Source organism: Streptomyces sp. NPDC102283 (genome assembly GCF_044766265.1).
In the GTDB taxonomy this organism is placed as follows: Bacteria; Actinomycetota; Actinomycetes; order Streptomycetales; family Streptomycetaceae; genus Streptomyces.
The window spans coordinates 24,957-41,480 of record NZ_JBIWLQ010000003.1 but is presented as its reverse complement, the minus strand read 5'-3'; the positions used below and the strand labels follow the sequence as shown (position 1 = coordinate 41,480).

The 16,524-nt window shown below is 72.9% G+C and carries 12 protein-coding genes; 8 read left to right on the top strand and 4 right to left on the bottom strand.

Annotation, left to right across the window (positions count from 1 at the left end; genetic code table 11):
- Nucleotides 1-37 precede the first annotated feature (37 nt).
- The 6 genes from ACIRJT_RS06970 (at nt 38) to ACIRJT_RS06945 (ending at nt 7,208) form a co-directional block, all read left to right on the top strand.
- On the top strand, nt 38-1,084 hold the full coding sequence (locus tag ACIRJT_RS06970) for an MBL fold metallo-hydrolase (protein ID WP_403905583.1): 1,047 nt from the start codon (nt 38-40) through the stop codon (nt 1,082-1,084).
- Between the two features lie 314 nt (nt 1,085-1,398).
- Complete coding sequence (locus ACIRJT_RS06965; RefSeq protein WP_403905580.1) at nt 1,399-2,649, top strand: prenyltransferase/squalene oxidase repeat-containing protein; 1,251 nt, start codon at nt 1,399-1,401, stop codon at nt 2,647-2,649.
- Nucleotides 2,650-2,693: 44 nt separating this feature from the next.
- Nucleotides 2,694-3,431, top strand: coding sequence for an SCO2322 family protein (locus ACIRJT_RS06960; protein ID WP_403906544.1), 738 nt, complete (start codon nt 2,694-2,696; stop codon nt 3,429-3,431).
- Nucleotides 3,428-4,603, top strand: a complete 1,176-nt coding sequence (locus ACIRJT_RS06955) for an energy-coupling factor transporter transmembrane component T (protein ID WP_403905577.1) — start codon at nt 3,428-3,430, stop codon at nt 4,601-4,603. Before ACIRJT_RS06960 ends, ACIRJT_RS06955 begins: the two co-directional genes overlap by 4 nt.
- Nucleotides 4,600-6,333 (top strand): ABC transporter ATP-binding protein, encoded by a 1,734-nt coding sequence (locus ACIRJT_RS06950; RefSeq protein WP_403905574.1) that lies wholly within the window; start codon nt 4,600-4,602, stop codon nt 6,331-6,333. Before ACIRJT_RS06955 ends, ACIRJT_RS06950 begins: the two co-directional genes overlap by 4 nt.
- Nucleotides 6,330-7,208: an ECF transporter S component gene (locus ACIRJT_RS06945; protein ID WP_403905571.1), complete on the top strand. Its 879-nt coding sequence runs from the start codon at nt 6,330-6,332 to the stop codon at nt 7,206-7,208. Before ACIRJT_RS06950 ends, ACIRJT_RS06945 begins: the two co-directional genes overlap by 4 nt.
- Before the next feature lie 15 nt (nt 7,209-7,223).
- Here ACIRJT_RS06945 and ACIRJT_RS06940 read toward each other — a convergent pair whose 3' ends face one another.
- Nucleotides 7,224-8,402: a steroid 3-ketoacyl-CoA thiolase gene (locus tag ACIRJT_RS06940; protein ID WP_403905568.1), complete on the bottom strand. Its 1,179-nt coding sequence runs from the start codon at nt 8,400-8,402 to the stop codon at nt 7,224-7,226.
- A 305-nt stretch (nt 8,403-8,707) separates the two neighbouring features.
- Here ACIRJT_RS06940 and ACIRJT_RS06935 point away from each other — a divergent pair, with 305 nt between their 5' ends.
- Nucleotides 8,708-9,961: a cytochrome P450 gene (locus tag ACIRJT_RS06935; protein ID WP_403905566.1), complete on the top strand. Its 1,254-nt coding sequence runs from the start codon at nt 8,708-8,710 to the stop codon at nt 9,959-9,961.
- Between the two features lie 125 nt (nt 9,962-10,086).
- Here the strand turns inward: ACIRJT_RS06935 and ACIRJT_RS06930 are convergent, their stop codons facing one another.
- Complete coding sequence (locus tag ACIRJT_RS06930) at nt 10,087-12,231, bottom strand: phosphatase PAP2 family protein (RefSeq protein ID WP_403905563.1); 2,145 nt, start codon at nt 12,229-12,231, stop codon at nt 10,087-10,089.
- 230 nt (nt 12,232-12,461) lie between these two features.
- The gene (locus ACIRJT_RS06925) at nt 12,462-13,604 is read right to left on the bottom strand and encodes a serpin family protein (protein ID WP_403905561.1); all 1,143 of its coding nucleotides are present in this window, start codon (nt 13,602-13,604) and stop codon (nt 12,462-12,464) included.
- 61 nt (nt 13,605-13,665) lie between these two features.
- Here ACIRJT_RS06925 and ACIRJT_RS06920 point away from each other — a divergent pair, with 61 nt between their 5' ends.
- Nucleotides 13,666-14,151: a GNAT family N-acetyltransferase gene (locus tag ACIRJT_RS06920; RefSeq protein WP_403905558.1), complete on the top strand. Its 486-nt coding sequence runs from the start codon at nt 13,666-13,668 to the stop codon at nt 14,149-14,151.
- A gap of 49 nt (nt 14,152-14,200) precedes the next feature.
- Here the strand turns inward: ACIRJT_RS06920 and ACIRJT_RS06915 are convergent, their stop codons facing one another.
- A complete protein-coding gene (locus ACIRJT_RS06915; RefSeq protein WP_403905555.1) occupies nt 14,201-16,354 on the bottom strand; it encodes a DHA2 family efflux MFS transporter permease subunit in 2,154 nt (717 codons plus the stop codon).
- Nucleotides 16,355-16,524: the final 170 nt, after the last annotated feature.

Sequence of the window (16,524 nt, the reverse complement as noted above, 5' to 3'; positions counted from 1 at the left end):
GCAGTGCACGCTGAGCCGAGGCAGAGATGGGAATCCCATGACGCAGCTGACGCAGGTGACCGACCACGGCGGGGGCGTCCACAGCATCGAGGTCCCCATCCCCGACAACCCGCTGGGCCACACCCTGGTCCACCTCGTCGACACCGACCGGGGGCCGGTCCTCATCGACACCGGCTGGGACGACCCGGCCTCCTGGGAGACCCTGGTCACCGGGCTGACCGCCCTCGGCACCGCCGTCGCCGACATCCACGGCGTCGTCATCACCCACCACCATCCCGACCACCACGGCCTCTCCGGCCAGGTCCGCGAGGCGTCCGGGGCCTGGATCGCGATGCACGAGGCCGACACCGCGATCGTGAGGCGCACCCGGGAATCCGAGCCCGGTACCTGGCTCGACTACCTCACCCGCAAGCTCGCCGCGGTCGGCGCGCCGGAGGAACACCTCGCCCCGTTGCGCGCCGCCCGCAGCGGAGGGCGGTTGCGGACCCTGCCGGGTCTGCGCGCCGCCCTGCCCGACCGGGAGATCGTCCCCGGCGAGCTGCTCGATCTCGCCGGGCGGCGGCTGCGGGCCGTCTGGACCCCCGGACACACCCCGGGGCACGTCTGCCTCCATCTGGAGGAACGGCATCCTGCGGGGCTCGCGGGGCACGGGCGGCTGTTCTCCGGCGACCACCTGCTGCCCGGAATCAGTCCGCACATCGGGCTGTACGAGGACCCCGACGACACGACGGTCACCGATCCCCTCGGCGACTACCTCGCCTCGCTGGAGCGGATCGGCCGGCTCGGGGTCGCCGAGGTGCTGCCCGCGCACCAGTACGCGTTCACCGACGCGGGCGGGCGGGTGCGGGAGCTGCTGGACCACCACGAGGAGCGGCTGACCGGGCTCCTCGCGCTGCTCGCCACGCCCCTCACCCCGTGGCAGCTCGCGGAGCGGATGGAGTGGAACCGACCCTGGGAGCAGATCCCGCACGGTTCGCGGTCCATCGCCGTCTCCGAGGCCGAGTCCCATCTGCGGCGGCTCGTGAAGCTCGGCCGCGCGGAGGCCGTGCCGGGAGGGCCCCCGGTGACGTACATCGCCGTCTGACGTCCGGCCCCTCCGTGGCCCGCGCCCCGGTGACGTACATCGCGACGTGCGGCTCCCGGCCCCTCCCCTACGGACCGGTAGAGTGGGCAGGTCGTCATCATGCCCGTACAGGGGGAAGCCGGTACGAATCCGGCGCAGTGCCCCAGCCGTGACCCGTCCGCCCGACGGCGGCCGGACCGCCCGCCGCGGAGCGTGACCGGCTCGGGCCACCGGAACCCCGGTGGCCGGCACCGTCGAGGCATACGGGGTCGGAGCCCGGGACCGCCCTCGTGCGCCCGGGGAATCCGGCCCTCGCAGGAGAGGCCCAGCCAGCCATGACCGTACGCCGCAGCGCAGCCGCGCTCGCGACCACCGCCGTGCTCCTGGGCGCGGCCGCACCTGTAGCGGTCGCCGCGCCGGGTCCCTCCCCGTCGGCGGAGCTGCCCGCCGGGCTCTACGGCACCACGGACCCCACCTACGACGGGGTGTGGCGGCAGTCGCTGGCCTTCCTCGCGCAGAAGATCGAGTACGTCACTCCGGCCACCGCGGCCGTCGACTGGCTGGTGGGCCAGCAGTGCGACAGCGGGGCGTTCACCTCGTACCGCGACGCATCCAAGCCCTGCGACGCGTCGACGGTGATGGACACCAACGCCACCGCCGTCGCCGTCCAGGCCCTCGTCGAGATCAACCAGCGCCGCGATGACGCCAACAACGGGGCCGACTGGCTGAAGTCCGTGCAGAACGAGGACGGCGGCTGGGGGTACAACCCCGGCAGCCCGAGCGACGCGAACTCCACGTCCATCGTCATCGGCGCGCTGGCCCGGACCGGCGTCCCGGTCGGCGAGCTGACCACCGCCGACGGCAGCACCCCGTACACCGCGCTCCAGTCCCTGGCCATCCCCTGCGGGGACGAGGACGGCGGCGCGTTCGCCTATCAGCCGGGCAAGAAGGGCGAGCTGACCGCCAACCCGGACGCCACCGCGGCCTCGGTGCTCGGTCTGATGGGCAAGGGCATCGCCTCCGGCACGTCCAACGCGGTCAAGGCCCCCGCCTGCACGGCGGGCGACGACCTCAGCCCGGAGCAGACCGCCCAGAACGGCGCCTCCTTCCTCGCGGACGCCCTGAAGAAGGCGCCGTATCTGGAGCAGGCCCCGATGCCGGGCGCCGAGGACACCGAGCCCCAGCCCGACTACGGCAACACCGCGGACGCGGTCGTCGCGCTCGCCGCCTCCGGGCACACGGACAAGGCCGAGGCCTCCGTCGCCTGGCTGCGGAAGAACGCCACCGGCTGGGCGAAGCAGGGCGGCCCGGCCGCCACCGCACAGCTGATCCTCGCGGCGCACGCCACCGGCGCGGACGCCCGCAGCTTCGGCGGCGTCGACCTCGTCAAGCAGCTGAACACGATGGGTCCCTCCCCGGCCGCCACCGCCCTCCCCTCGCCCACGCCGACCGGTCCGCAGCCCTCCAGCGGCACCAGCAGCGACGACAGCGGGCTGGGTCTCGGGTGGCTGATCGGCATCGGCCTCGTCTTCGGCGCGGGCATCGGATTCCTGCTCAGCATGCGCCGGAAGAAGCAGCAGCCGTGAGGCGTACGCCGGTCCCGGCGCGGCCTCCCGCCATCGCGCAGCCGATTCCCGCCGCCGCGCGGCCCCGGATTCCCGCCGCCGCGCGACTGCGTCATCCTCTCGTCGCCCTGCTGGCCGCCCTGGTCGCCGCCCCGGCCGTCCTGCTCGGCGCGGGGAGCGCCGAGGCCTCCGGCTACCGCTACTGGTCCTTCTGGGAGGGCAACGGCAAGAACTGGGAGTACGCCACCCAGGGGCCGTCGCTGCTGCGCCCGGACGACGGTGCGGTCCAGGGCTTCCGGTTCGCCGTGAGCGAGGACTCGGGCGATGCCGCGCAGCCGCGCCGCGCCCCCGACTTCGGGGCGATCTGCGCGGACACCCCGGCGAAGGACGGGCAGAAGCGGGTGGCGCTGGTGATCGACCCCGGTACGGCGGCGGAAGCCCCTGACGGGGAGAAGCCGCCCGCCCCGCGCACGGCGTGCGCGCAGGTCGCACCGGACGCCAGCAGCGCGGAGGCGCTCGCGGCGGTGGCGAAGCCGCTGCGGTACGACAGCAGCGCCATGCTCTGCGCGATCTCCGGCTACCCGAAGTCGGGCTGCGGCGAGCAGGTGTCCGGCGAGGACGGCAGTGCGAAGCCGTCCGCCCCCGCGGAGCCGTCCTCCTCTTCGGAGGCGGGCGACGCCTCGAAGCCGGCCGAGGACGACGCGGTCGGTGCCGGCGGTCCGTCCCTCGGGCTCCTCGTCGGCATCGGCGCCGTCCTGCTGCTGGGCGTCGCCGCCGTGGTCCAGGCCCGCCGCCGCCGGTGACCGCCTCCCCCGCTCCGGCTCCGGCCCGGCTGCTGCGCCGTGCCCTGCACGCCCCCGAGGCGGACCGCGGCAACGCGCTGCCGGCCGGGGCGTGGTGGCTGTGGGCAGTGGGTCTGGCCACCGCCGCGTCCCGGACGACGAACCCGCTGCTGCTCGGGCTGCTGGTGGGCGTGGCGGGCTATGTGGTGGCGGCGCGGCGGACGGATGCGCCGTGGGCCCGCTCCTACGGCGCGTTCGTCAAGCTCGGGCTGTTCGTGGTCGCGTTGCGTCTGGTGTTCTCCGTCTTCTTCGGTTCGTCGATCCCCGGCACGCACACCGCGCTGACACTGCCCGAACTGCCGCTGCCCGACTGGGCGCAGGGCGTGCGGATCGGCGGCCGGGTCACCTCCGAGCAGTTGGTCTTCTCGCTCTACGAGGGGATGAAGCTGGCCGCGCTGCTGATCTGCGTCGGCGCGGCGAACGCGCTGGCCAACCCGGCGCGGCTGCTGAAGTCGCTGCCCGGTGCGCTGTACGAGGCGGGGGTGGCCGTCGTGGTGGCGATGACGTTCGCGCCGAACATGGTGGCCGACGTGGTCCGGCTGCGCACCGCGCGCCGGCTGCGGGGGCGGCCGACCGGAGGTGTGCGGGCCGTGGCGCAGATCGGACTGCCGGTGCTGGAGGGGGCGCTGGAGCGGTCGGTGGCGGTGGCCGCGTCGATGGACGCGCGCGGGTACGGGCGTACGGCGCAGGTCCCGGCCGCCGTCCGGCACACGACGAACGTCCTCACCCTGGGTGGACTGCTCGGGGTGTGCGCCGGCACGTACGGGCTGCTGGCCGCGCAGGGGGCGGTGTACGGGCTGCCGTTGCTGCTGGCCGGTCTGGTCACGGCGCTGTCCGGGCTGCGGCTCGGCGGGCGGCGCTCGGTGCGCACCCGGTACCGGCCGGACCGGTGGGGCGTTCGGGCGTGGCTGGTGGCGGGCTCGGGTGCGACGGTCGCGGCGGCGATGATCTGGGCGGTCGCGGTGGATCCGGACGCGATGCGCCCCGGTGTCGTACCGCTGGTCGCACCGGTGCTGCCGCTGTGGCCCGCCGCGGCGGTGCTGGTCGGGCTGCTGCCCGCGCTGGTCGCCCCCGTGCCGCCGTCGTCCCGGGCCACGACAGGACCGGCGCATCGCGACAAGGAGCAGGCGTGATCAGGTTCGAGCGGGTCTCCGTGCGGTACGAGGACACGGAGCGCCCCACGCTGTCCGGGGTCGACCTCACGGTCCCCGAGGGCGAACTCGTCCTGCTCGTCGGCCCCTCCGGTGTCGGCAAGTCGACTTTGCTGGGTACGGTCTCCGGGCTCGTCCCGCACTTCACGGGCGGGCTGCTGTCGGGCCGGGTGACGGTGGGCGGCCGGGACACCCGTACGCACAAGCCCCGTGAACTGGCCGATCTGGTCGGCACGGTGGGCCAGGACCCGCTCGCGCACTTCGTCACGGACACCGTCGAGGACGAGCTGGCGTACGGCATGGAGTCGCTGGGTCTGGCCCCCGACGTGATGCGCCGCCGGGTCGAGGAGACGCTCGATCTGCTGGGCCTGGCCGAGCTGCGCGACCGGCCCATCGCGACCCTGTCGGGCGGCCAGCGGCAGCGGGTGGCGATCGGCTCGGTGCTCACCCCGCACCCGAGGGTGCTGGTGCTGGACGAGCCGACCTCCGCGCTGGACCCGGCGGCGGCCGAGGAGGTCCTCGCGGTGCTCCAGCGGCTGGTGCACGACCTGGGCACGACCGTGCTGATGGCCGAGCACCGGCTGGAGCGCGTGGTGCAGTACGCGGACCAGGTCGTCCTGCTGCCCGCCCCGGGCGCCGCCCCCGTGATGGGGCCGCCCGCCGAGATCATGAAGGTGTCGCCCGTGCGGCCCCCGGTGGCCGAGTTGGGACTGCTCGCGGGCTGGGACCCGCTGCCCCTGTCGGTACGGGACGCCCGGCGCGGGGCGGGCGGGCTGCGGGAGCGGCTCGCGGACGCGTCGCCGCCCACGCCCCCGGAGGTGCCGGGGGTCTCGGGGATGCCAGAGGTGCCGGGGGTGTCCGTTCCGGTCGCGGCCGGGCGGCCGCCGCGGACCGGCCGGTTCGCCCGGCTCCTGGGGCGCGGGGCCGGCGCGCCGGTCGCCCCGGTCGCCGATCCGGTCACCCGGGTCGACGGGCTCGGGGTGCGGCGCGGCCGGGTCGAGGCGCTGCGGCGGGTGACGCTCACCGTGGCCCCCGGCGAGACGGTGGCCCTGATGGGCCGTAACGGGGCCGGCAAGTCCACGCTGCTCGGCGCGCTCGTCGGCATGATCGAGCCCACCTCGGGCACCGTGCGCGTCGGCGGGCTGGCCCCGGCCCGGACGGACCCGCGGGCGATGGTGCGCCGGGTCGGCCTCGTGCCGCAGGAGCCGCGCGATCTGCTGTACGCGGACACGGTGGCCGCCGAGTGCGCCGCCGCCGACCGGGACGCGGGCGCGGCGGAGGGTTCCTGCCGGGCGCTGGTGTCGGAGCTGCTGCCGGGCGTCGGGGACGACACCCACCCCCGGGACCTCTCCGAGGGCCAGCGGCTCGCCCTGGCTCTGGCGCTGGTGCTGACGGGCCGGCCGCCCCTGTTGCTGCTGGACGAGCCGACGCGTGGTCTTGACTACGCGGCGAAGGCCAGGCTCGTCGGTGTGCTGCGCGCTCTGGCGGCCGAGGGGCACGCGATCGTCCTGGCGACGCACGACGTGGAGCTGGCGGCGGAGCTGGCGCACCGGGTGGTGATCCTCGCCGAAGGGGAGGTCGTCGCGGACGGCCCGACCGGAGAGGTGGTGGTCTCCTCGCCCGCGTTCGCCCCGCAGACGGCGAAGATCCTGGCCCCGCAGGAGTGGCTGACCGTGTCCCAGGTGCGCGGCGTGCTGGAGGCGGGCGGATGAGCGAGAAGGAGGTCGGCGCCCGGGAACGGGCGGCGCGGCCCGTGCGGCTCGGGCCGAAGTCGGTCGCCGTCCTGCTGCTGACCGGGGCCGTCGGGGTGGTCGCCTTCGGGTGGCCGCTGCTGGCGGGCGCCGGGTCCGGGCTCGCGCACGCGAAGGACGCGCCCTGGCTGTTCGCGGCGTTGCTGCCGCTGCTGGTCGCGGTGGTGGTGGCGACGATCTCCGAGTCCGGCATGGACGCGAAGGCCGTCGCGATGCTCGGGGTGCTGGCGGCGGTCGGGGCGGCGCTGCGCCCGCTCGGAGCCGGGACGGCGGGGCTGGAGCCGATGTTCTTCCTGATGGTGCTGAGCGGCCGTGTGCTGGGCCCCGGATTCGGCTTCGTCCTCGGCTCGGTGACCATGTTCGCCTCGGCGCTGCTGACCGGCGGGGTCGGGCCGTGGATGCCGTTCCAGATGCTGTCGATGGGCTGGTTCACCATGGGCGCGGGGCTGCTGCCGGGGGCGGACCGGCTGCGCGGGCGGGCGGAACTGGCGATGCTGGCGGTGTACGGCTGCGTGGCTGCGTTCGCGTACGGCACGGTGATGAACCTGCAGGGCTGGGTGCTCGTCAACGGGCTGCATTCGGGCATCTCGTTCGACGAGGGCGCCCCGCTGCACGAGAACCTGGTGCGGTTCCTCGCCTACTGCGCGGCGACCTCGCTGGGCTGGGACCTGGGGCGGGCGGCGCTGACCGTGGTCCTGACCCTGACGCTGAGCCCGACGCTGCTGAAGGCGCTGCGCCGGGCAACCCGTCGCGCCGCCTTCGACGCGCGCGCCGTGTTCGGGGAGCCGGAGCAGCCCGAGAAACAGCCCGGGGGGACTGCCCCGGGCTCGCCGTGAAATGCCGTTACGGGGTCACAGCCGCTGGATGATCGTGCCCGTCGCCAGGGCCCCTCCCGCGCACATCGTGATGAGCGCGAACTCCTTGTCGCGGCGTTCCAGTTCGTGCAGGGCCGTGGTGATCAGCCGGGCGCCCGTCGCGCCGACCGGGTGGCCCAGCGCGATCGCGCCGCCGTTGACATTGACCTTCTCCAGGCCGTCCAGGTCCGCCTCGAACTCCTGCGCCCAGCTCAGCACCACCGACGCGAACGCCTCGTTGATCTCGACGAGGTCGATGTCCCGCAGCGTCATGCCCGCCTTGCCGAGCACCGCCCGGGTCGCGTCGATCGGGCCGTCCAGGTGGAAGTGCGGGTCGGAGCCGACCAGGGCCTGGGCCACGATCCGGGCCCGGGGCTTGAGCTTCAGGGCCCGTGCCATGCGCTTGGAGGACCACATGATCGCGCAGGCCCCGTCCGATATCTGCGAGGAGTTCCCGGCGGTGTGGATCGCGTTCGGCATGACGGCCTTGAGCCCGGCGAGCGCCTCCATCGAGGTGTCGCGCAGCCCCTCGTCCCGGTCGACGAGCCGCCACATGCCCTGGCCGGCCGCCTGCTCCTCCTCGGTGGTCGGGACCTGGACGGCGTACGTCTCGCGTTTGAAGCGCTCCTCCGCCCAGGCGGCGGCCGCCCGCTGCTGGGAGAGCAGGCCGAGCGCGTCGACCCGTTCGCGGGTCAGGCCGCGCTTGCGGGCGATGCGCTCGGCCGCCTCGAACTGGTTGGGCAGGTCGACGTTCCACTCGTCGGGCCAGGGCTTTCCCGGGCCGTGCTTGGAGCCGCTGCCCAGCGGCACCCGGGACATCGCCTCGACGCCGCAGCTGATGCCCACGTCGATGACCCCGGCCGCGACCATGTTGGCGACCATGTGGGAGGCCTGCTGCGAGGAGCCGCACTGACAGTCGACGGTGGTGGCGGCGGTCTCGTACGGCAGCCCCACGGTCAGCCAGGCGTTGCGGGCCGGGTTCATGGACTGCTCCCCGGCGTGGGTGACGGTGCCGCCGACGATCTGTTCGACACAGTCGGCCTGGATGCCGGTGCGACCGAGAAGTTCACGGTAGGTCTCGCCCAGCAGATAGGCGGGGTGCAGATTGGCGAGTGCGCCTCCGCGCCTGCCGATGGGAGTGCGTACGGCTTCGACGATGACGGGTTCCGCGGCCATGAGCTCGTCCTCTCCTCGCGCTTCCGCAGGGGGCGTCCCGGCGCCCACGGAAGGAACTAGTACGCGTTCTAGTTCTGCAAGCAGTCTCGTGACGGCGACCCGGCTGCGCAAGGGGCGTGCACGCACCGTGCGTGCGCCCCTCCGGCGAGGCAACCGGTGCCCGCGGGACCCGGAGGCAACAGATCCGGCCACCGCCCTTGCCACTTGTAGAACTCGTTACTACCTTGCGGGCAACTTCTGATGGAGCGTCAGACAGTCGCGGCCGTCCACCGGTTCGCCGGCTGTTCCGGAGTGGAGAGGTGCCCATGCGCTGCCCCCATCTGCCCGACGGGTTCGACTTCACCGATCCCGACCTCCTCCAAGCCCGCGTGCCGCACCCGGAGTTCGCCCTGATGCGGCAGACCGCACCGGTCTGGTGGTGCACCCAGCCCCACAACATCTCCGGGTTCGGCGACGAGGGCTACTGGGCCGTCACCCGTCACGCGGACGTCAAGTACGTCTCCACGCACCCCGAGTTGTTCTCCTCGAACACCAACACCGCCGTCATCCGCTTCAACGAGACGATCAGCCGCGACCAGATCGACGTCCAGAAGCTGATCATGCTGAACATGGACCCGCCGGAGCACACCCGGGTCCGCCAGATCGTCCAGCGCGGCTTCACCCCGCGCGCGGTGCGCTCCCTGGAGACGGCTCTGCGCTCCAGGGCCCGCTCCATCGTCGAGACCGCCCTGGCGTCCGCCGACACCGACGGCTCCTTCGACTTCGTGACCAACATAGCGGTGGAGCTCCCGCTCCAGGCCATCGCCGAGCTCATCGGCGTACCGCAGGAGGACCGCTCCAAGATCTTCGACTGGTCCAACAAGATGGCCGCGTACGACGATCCGGAGTACGCGATCACCGAGGAGGTCGGGGCCGAGGCGGCGATGGAGATCGTGGCGTACTCGATGAACCTGGCGGCGGCCCGCAAGGAGTGCCCGGCCCAGGACATCGTGAGCCAACTCGTCGCGGCGGAGGGCCAGGGGAACCTGTCGTCGGACGAGTTCGGGTTCTTCGTGATCCTGCTCGCGGTGGCCGGTAACGAGACGACCCGTAACGCGATCAGTCACGGCATGCACGCCTTCCTCACCCACCCCGCACAGTGGGAGCTCTACAAGCGGGAACGCCCGAAGACCACGGCCGAGGAGATCGTGCGCTGGGCGACCCCGGTCGTCTCCTTCCAGCGGACCGCCACCCAGGACCTGGAGTTGGGCGGTCAGCGGATCAGGAAGGGTGAGCGGGTGGGGCTGTTCTACTCCTCGGCCAACAACGACCCCGAGGTGTTCGACGACCCCGAGGCCTTCGACATCACCCGCGACCCCAACCCGCACCTCGGGTTCGGGGGCGGCGGCCCGCACTTCTGCCTCGGCAAGTCGCTGGCCGTGATGGAGATCGACCTGATCTTCAACGCCATCGCCGACGTGCTGCCGGACCTGCGGCTCCTGGAGGACCCGCGGCGGCTGCGTTCGGCCTGGCTGAACGGGATCAAGCAGCTCCAGGTGACGACGGTCGGGGCCACCTGATACCTGCCGTCCGGGGCCGCCCCGGTGGCGGACGGACCACAGGAGGACGCGGCGATCCATGCCGAAGGGGTGCCGGGACGGATTTCAGCCGTTCCGGCACCCCTTCGGCATGCGGCTACTTGCGGCTACTTGCCGCCGACTCTTTCGGCGGGTTCATGCTCCGGTACGAGGGCGGGTCCGGCCGATTCCGTGACCTCTGCCGATTCCGTGGCTTCGGCGGCCTCGACGGCTTTGGCCGCCGGTGGCTCCGCCAGTTCCGTCGCGGTCCCGGTCGCCTGCTCCCGCCCGGTCACGAGTTTCCGCGGCCCCGACAGCAGATACGTCAGCCCGAACCCCATCGCCACGACGAGCGCGCCGCCGGCCGCGTCGAGCACCCAGTGGTTGGCGGTGGCCACGATCGCGGCGATCGTGAAGAGCGGGTGCAGCAGGCCGAGCGCCTTCATCCACAGCTTCGGGGCCAGCATCACGATCACCACGCCGCACCACAGCGACCAGCCGAAGTGCAGCGACGGCATCGCCGCGTACTGGTTGGTGACGGTGGTCAGCGTCCCGTAGTCGGGCTTCGCGAAGTCCTGCACCCCGTGGACGGTGTCGATGAAGCCGAGGCCGGGCATGAGCCGGGGCGGGGCCAGGGGGTAGAGCCAGAAGCCGACGAGCGCGAGCAGGGTGGCGAAGCCGATGGACGAGCGGACCCAGCGGTAGTCGGCGGGGCGCCGCGCGTACAGGACGCCGAGGATCGTCAGCGGGACGATGAAGTGGAACGTGGAGTAGTAGTAGTCGAAGAACTCACGCAGCCAGGTGATCTGCACGACCGTGTGGTTGACCCAGTGCTCGATGTCGATGTGCAGCCACTGCTCGATGGCGTGGATCTGCCGGCCGTGCTCCTCGGCGAGCGGGCGGCCCGCCCTGGCGGCGAGGCGGACCTGGGCGTAGGCGTCGTAGACGACCCGGATGAGCAGGAGTTCCAGCAGCAGGTTGGGGCGGGTGAGGACCCGGCGCCAGAACGGCAGGAGCGGCACGCGTCTCCAGCGCGCCGCGACCGGTTTCGCGTAGTCGGTGGGGACCGGGTGCTGCCAGTACGGCGAGGTGCGGGGCACGAACGGGGCGAGGCAGGCCGCGCCGAGCGCCACGAGGAGCACCACGTTGTCGCGGACCGGGAAGAGCGCCTCGATGTTCGGCAGCAGCATCGTGCCCGGCAGGGTGACGACCAGCAGCACCACGGACGGCCAGACCAGCCGGTCGGAGGCCCGCTTGCCGACCTTGCCGACGACCGCGAGGAGCACCCAGAGCAGCTGGTGCTGCCAGGCGGTCGGCGAGACGGCGACCACGACGCAGCCGGTCACGGCCACCGCGAGGAGCAGCTGTCCGTCCTGCGCGTACCGCACCGCGCGCCGCAGTCCGACGACCACGACGGCGGCGGAGAGCACCAGGAACAGGGCGATCTCCACGGGGCCTTCGAGGCCGAGCCTGAGCAGCGCGCCGTGCAGGGACTGGTTGGCGAGGCTGTCCGGCCGCTCCCCCAGCCCCGCGCCCGCGAGATGGTGCACCCAGTACGTCCACGAGTCCTTCGGCGCCGCGGCCCAGGCGACGGCCGTGGCGAGGGCGAAGGTCACGCCCGCGCTCACCGACGCCTGACGCCTGCCGGTCAGCCAGAGCAGGGCGGCGAAGAGCAGCAGCACCGGCTGGAAGGCGGCGGCGAGGCCGACGAGAACGCCCGCCGCACGGTGTTCCCGGACGACGAACCAGGCCAGGAGCACCAGCAGGACGGGCAGGATGCTGGTCTGGCCCAGGTGCAGGGCGTTGCGGACCGGCAGCGACAGCATGAGCAGGCTGATCGCGACGGGAGCGGCGAGCAGGGCCGTCCGGCGGCCCACCGGTGAGGGCAGGGCCCGGGCCGCGACGAGGCCGAGGGCGACGACGAGCAGCAGGGACCCGAACGTCCACGCGACGCCCAGGGCCTGTTGGGCCGAGGCGGTGAGAGGTTTCAGGACAAGCCCGGCGAAGGGAGTGCCGGTGAACCAACCGCTGTCGTACAGCGAGCCCGTCACGCGCAGGACACCGTTCTCCCCGATCCAGGTCTCCAGATCGAGGAGCCGTTCCCCCGGTGGCTGCCGGAGCACCACCGCCACCTGCCGTACCGCAAGCACGGCCACGACCAGCCAGAGAAGGGCCCGGGTCAGACCGGCCCCTCCGCCCGTGTCCGTCGCCGCGTCACCGCGCACACTGTGATCCGCATTCACCACGCTGCGCCGACCCTCCCACCGTTCCATGCATCTCCCCTTCGAGTGGGGCCATGCCGGATGAAGCCTCGCATTGCCCTACGAGGTAGACACAATCAACCCCCTCTTTGCCTGACTGTCATCCTGCTTCGGTCCGGAAGAAGTCGTCCCCGGGGATGACGAAGGGGCCGCACCCGGGCTTCGGGAGGCCCCGGGCTTGCGGAAGCCTCGGGGACGCGGAGGCTTCCGGAGGCGCCCCGGGCTTCCGTAAGGCCCCGGGCTCAGGCGTTCGGGGCGGCCGGAGCCTCCGCCTGCCAGGCGGTGAACAGCGGGGTGTCCTCGGTCCCGGCCAGCACGACGACGCCGAAGGGGCGGTCGAAGACGATGTGGCGCACCCGCTCCTGCCGGGGGGCGGCGCCCGGACGCATCGGGACCACCGTCACGGCCGCGGCCTCCACGCCCTCCTCGGCGATCTTCAGCACGGCCTCCTGGACCACGGCGGAGATGGCGAGGCGTTCCGGCGAGAGGCCGGAGAAGTCGGCGGCATCGGAGGCGGCCAGCCGTACGCCGAGGGCGGGCAGGTGATCGGTGACGGGCACCCGGGTCCGCAGGCCGAGGCGCGGCAGCCCGATGGTCACCCGGTCGGCGTCCAGTGGGGCGCCCGCGCCCCGGGGCGCCCAGCCCACGGGCAGTACCCGCGCGGCCCCGGCCCCCGGCTCCCCCAGGACGAGGCGGACGCGGGCCCCGGGTCGGCCGCCGGGTTCCCTCTCGCAACGCAGCTCGACGACGTACGTGCCGTCGACCGTCCAGGCGTCGGCCGACGGCACGTCCTTGATCATGGTCGGCACCGGGCCGACCGCCCCGGCCGCGTCGGTGAACAGCAGGTTCCGCGTCCGCGTGGCCTCGAACGGGTCCTCCCAGCGGGCCTTCAACGCCAGGACGTTGACCAGTGCGAGCAGGGTCGCGTCGGTGAGCTCCAGCGGCAGCCGTTCGATCAGCCCTCCGGTGGCCTCGCGGACCCAGGCGTCGACGGCCGCCGGTTCCATCGGGTCGAAGCGGACGTCCGGCAGCGCCTCCTGGTACGCGGGGAAAACGGGGACCCGGCTCCAGACCCGGGTGGCCACGCCCAGTGCCCCGGTCCCGGCCAGCGCGCGGGCCACCGCCGTGACGGCCGGCGCGGCCTCCCGGTCCGCGGTGCCGAGGAGGGCCCGCAGCTCGGCGGCGGTCGCGCCGCGCGCACCGGCGGCCACGGCGGCCAGGGCGAGCCAGAGCCCGGCGGGCGAGCACACGAAATCGGTGCCCGTCCCCGTACCGCCCGGGTCCTGTCCTGCGGCCGCGCCGTCCCGTATCCAGCGCTCGGCGAGGCGCTGGACGGTTTCGGTCGTGTTCGCGGCGTCGGTCGCGGTCGCGGACACCTCAGTCACTACTGCCCCCTACACATAAATTGCTTCGTCTCTCGTCCGTGCGGCAGCAAGAATGCCCCACATGACCTGGACCGTGGCCGCCGAACGATTCGACTCCCCCGACGCGAGCGCCCTGCGCCGTGACTACTACGACGAGGTCGCGAGCCGATACTGGCAGCGGCCCGCCACCGCCGAGGAGATCGACGACGGGCTCGACGACGACGGCGCCGACCTGCTCGTACCGCCGACCGGACAGTTCGTCGTCGGCCGGTACGGGAGCAGGGCGGCGAGCTGCGCCGGGCTGGTCCTCACGGAGGCCGCCGGTCCGGGCACGGCGGAGCTGACGCGGGTGTACGTGCGCCCCGCGTTCCGGGGCACGGGCGGTGGCGGGCTGCTGCTGGCCGCGGTGGAGGAGGCGGCGAGGGCGTACGGCATACGGCTGCTGCGGCTGGACACCCGCGACGACCTGGTCGAGGCGCGCGCGCTGTACACGAGGCACGGGTATCGGGAAGTGCCGGCGTTCCACCGACGCCCGTACGCGGAGCACTGGTTCGCCAAGGAGCTCTGACGCGGCGTCCGGCCTGTCGGTCGACGCCCCGGCCCGGGTTTCCTGGTGCTCAGGCGGGCGGGGGCCGGTGGCCGTGATCGTCACGGTCGTCAGGTCGCCGGTCATGGCCCTCACGGTCGTCGAAGCGCCGTTCGTGGGCGTCGCGTTCGTCGCGGCGCAGGTGGGCCTCGTGGTCGCGGGGAGGCGTCGGGGAGTGAGGGCGCTCCCTGGTCGAGCCGCTGACCTCGGCGGTCAGTTCGCTGACGAGTGCCACCAGGTCGGTGGGGCGCTCGGGGCCCCACCAGTCGCCGAGGAGTTCGGCGAGGGAGTCCTCACGCGCCCGCGAGAGCCGGACGACGGCCTCGGCCCCGCTGTCGGTGAGGATCATCTGCAGGCCCTCCCGGCGGGCCAGTCCGCGTTCCTCGACCTGCCGTGCCGCATCGGTGATCACGTGCAGCGGTACGGGCGCCGTCTCTGCGAGCCGGGCGGGTTCGACGGTGCCGTGCCGCCTGATCCGCAGGAGCAGCCAGCTGGCGGCGGGCAGCAGGTCGTACCCCGCCCGCGCGGTGATCTTCTCGTAGATCTCGCGGCGGCCCTCCCGGGTGGCGAGCACCGACAGCGCGCGGGCGCACTCGTCGTACGAGGAGCGCTCGACGGGGTTGGAGGCGAGGGTCTGGCTGGTGTCGGGGGCGGTGACCGAGCCCCGGAGCCTGTCCTCGCGGAGGAACCAGGCGAGGGCGAAGGCCAGGAGGACCACCGGGACGGCGTACAGGAAGACGTCCGTGATGGACGTGGAGTACGCGCCGAGGACGGAGGGCCGCAGGTCGGCCGGGAGCTGACCGATGGCCCGGGGGTCGGCGGCCAGCCGCCCCGCGTCGACGCCCGGCGGCAGCGACTGCCCGGCGAGCGCGTCCGTGAGCTGCCCGGTCAGCCGGTTGGCGAAGACGGTCCCGAAGATGGCCACTCCGAACGCCGAGCCGATGGACCGGAAGAACGTCACGCCGGAGGTGGCGACACCGAGATCCTGGTAGGAGACGGAGTTCTGGGCGACCAGGACGAGGACCTGCATCACCAGGCCGAGACCGGCGCCGAAGACGAAGAAGAAGGCGCTCATCAGCCAGGTGGAGCTGTTCTCGTCGAGCTGGTGGAGCAGCAGCAGCCCGACGGCCGTGATGGCCGTGCCCGTGATGGGGAAGACCTTCCAGCGGCCGGTGCGGCTGACGATCTGGCCGGAGCCGGTCGAGGTGATCAGCAGGCCGAACACCATCGGCAACATGTGCACGCCGGACATCGTCGGGGTGATGTCGTGGACCACCTGGAGGAAGGTCGGCAGGTAGGTCATCGCGCCGAACATGGCGAAGCCGATGACGAAGCTGATCACGGCGACGAGGGCGAAGGTCCTGATCCGGAACAGTTTCAGCGGCAGTACGGGCTCGACCGCGCGCCGCTCGACGGCGATGAAGGCCACGAGCAGCACGACGGCGAGCACCGCGAGACCGATGATCTGCGGGGAGCTCCAGGCCCAGGTCGTACCGCCGAGGGAGGCGACGAGCACCAGTGCGGTGGCGACGGCCGCGATGAGGAAGGTGCCGAGGTAGTCGATGGTGTGCTTCTCGCGGCGGACCGGGATGTGCAGGACGGCCGCGATGACGACCAGCGCGACGACGCCGATCGGCAGGTTGATGTAGAAGACCCAGCGCCAGCTGAGGTGTTCGGTGAAGAAGCCGCCGAGGAGCGGCCCGAGGACACTCGTCACGCCGAAGACCGCACCGAAGAGCCCCTGGTACTTGCCGCGTTCGCGCGGTGTGACGAGGTCGCCGACGATCGCCATCGACAGCACCATGAGCCCGCCGCCGCCGAGTCCCTGGAGGGCGCGGAAGCCGATCAGCTGGGGCATGTTCTGGGCGACGCCGCAGAGCGCGGAGCCGATCAGGAAGATCACGATCGCGGTCTGGAAGAGCTTCTTGCGGCCGTACTGGTCGCCGAGCTTGCCCCACAGGGGGGTCGCCGCGGTGGCCGCCAGCAGGTAGGCGGTCACCACCCAGGACAGGTGGTCGAGGCCGCCGAGCTCACTGACGATCGTCGGGAGCGCCGTGGAGACGATGGTCTGATCGAGTGCCGCGAGCAGCATGCCGAGGAGCAGCGCTCCGATCGCCACCAGGACGCTCCGGTGGGACTGTCCCTCACCGGGCGCCGGGGGTGACGGGCTCAGCTGCTGGGCCATGGGCCTCTCCTCGATCCACTGAATCCACTGAACCCACCGAATCCACTGCATTCACTGAATCCACTGAATCCACTGAATCCACTGACCACCTGATCCACTACACCCCCATCCTGGCCGTTTCGCCCCGTTATGGCCTGCCGAAGGCGGGCCGAGCCCCAGCAGGCCGTTGG

What these genes read in the sequence shown, in the direction of transcription:
- ACIRJT_RS06930 (WP_403905563.1), bottom strand. Translation starts at nt 12,231, where the DNA reads ATGGAACGGTGGGAGGGTCGGCGCAGCGTGGTGAATGCGGATCACAGT.
- ACIRJT_RS06920 (WP_403905558.1), top strand. Translation starts at nt 13,666, where the DNA reads ATGACCTGGACCGTGGCCGCCGAACGATTCGACTCCCCCGACGCGAGC.
- ACIRJT_RS06965 (WP_403905580.1), top strand. Translation starts at nt 1,399, where the DNA reads ATGACCGTACGCCGCAGCGCAGCCGCGCTCGCGACCACCGCCGTGCTC.
- ACIRJT_RS06945 (WP_403905571.1), top strand. Translation starts at nt 6,330, where the DNA reads ATGAGCGAGAAGGAGGTCGGCGCCCGGGAACGGGCGGCGCGGCCCGTG.
- ACIRJT_RS06970 (WP_403905583.1), top strand. Translation starts at nt 38, where the DNA reads ATGACGCAGCTGACGCAGGTGACCGACCACGGCGGGGGCGTCCACAGC.
- ACIRJT_RS06940 (WP_403905568.1), bottom strand. Translation starts at nt 8,402, where the DNA reads ATGGCCGCGGAACCCGTCATCGTCGAAGCCGTACGCACTCCCATCGGC.
- ACIRJT_RS06935 (WP_403905566.1), top strand. Translation starts at nt 8,708, where the DNA reads ATGCGCTGCCCCCATCTGCCCGACGGGTTCGACTTCACCGATCCCGAC.
- ACIRJT_RS06915 (WP_403905555.1), bottom strand. Translation starts at nt 16,354, where the DNA reads ATGGCCCAGCAGCTGAGCCCGTCACCCCCGGCGCCCGGTGAGGGACAG.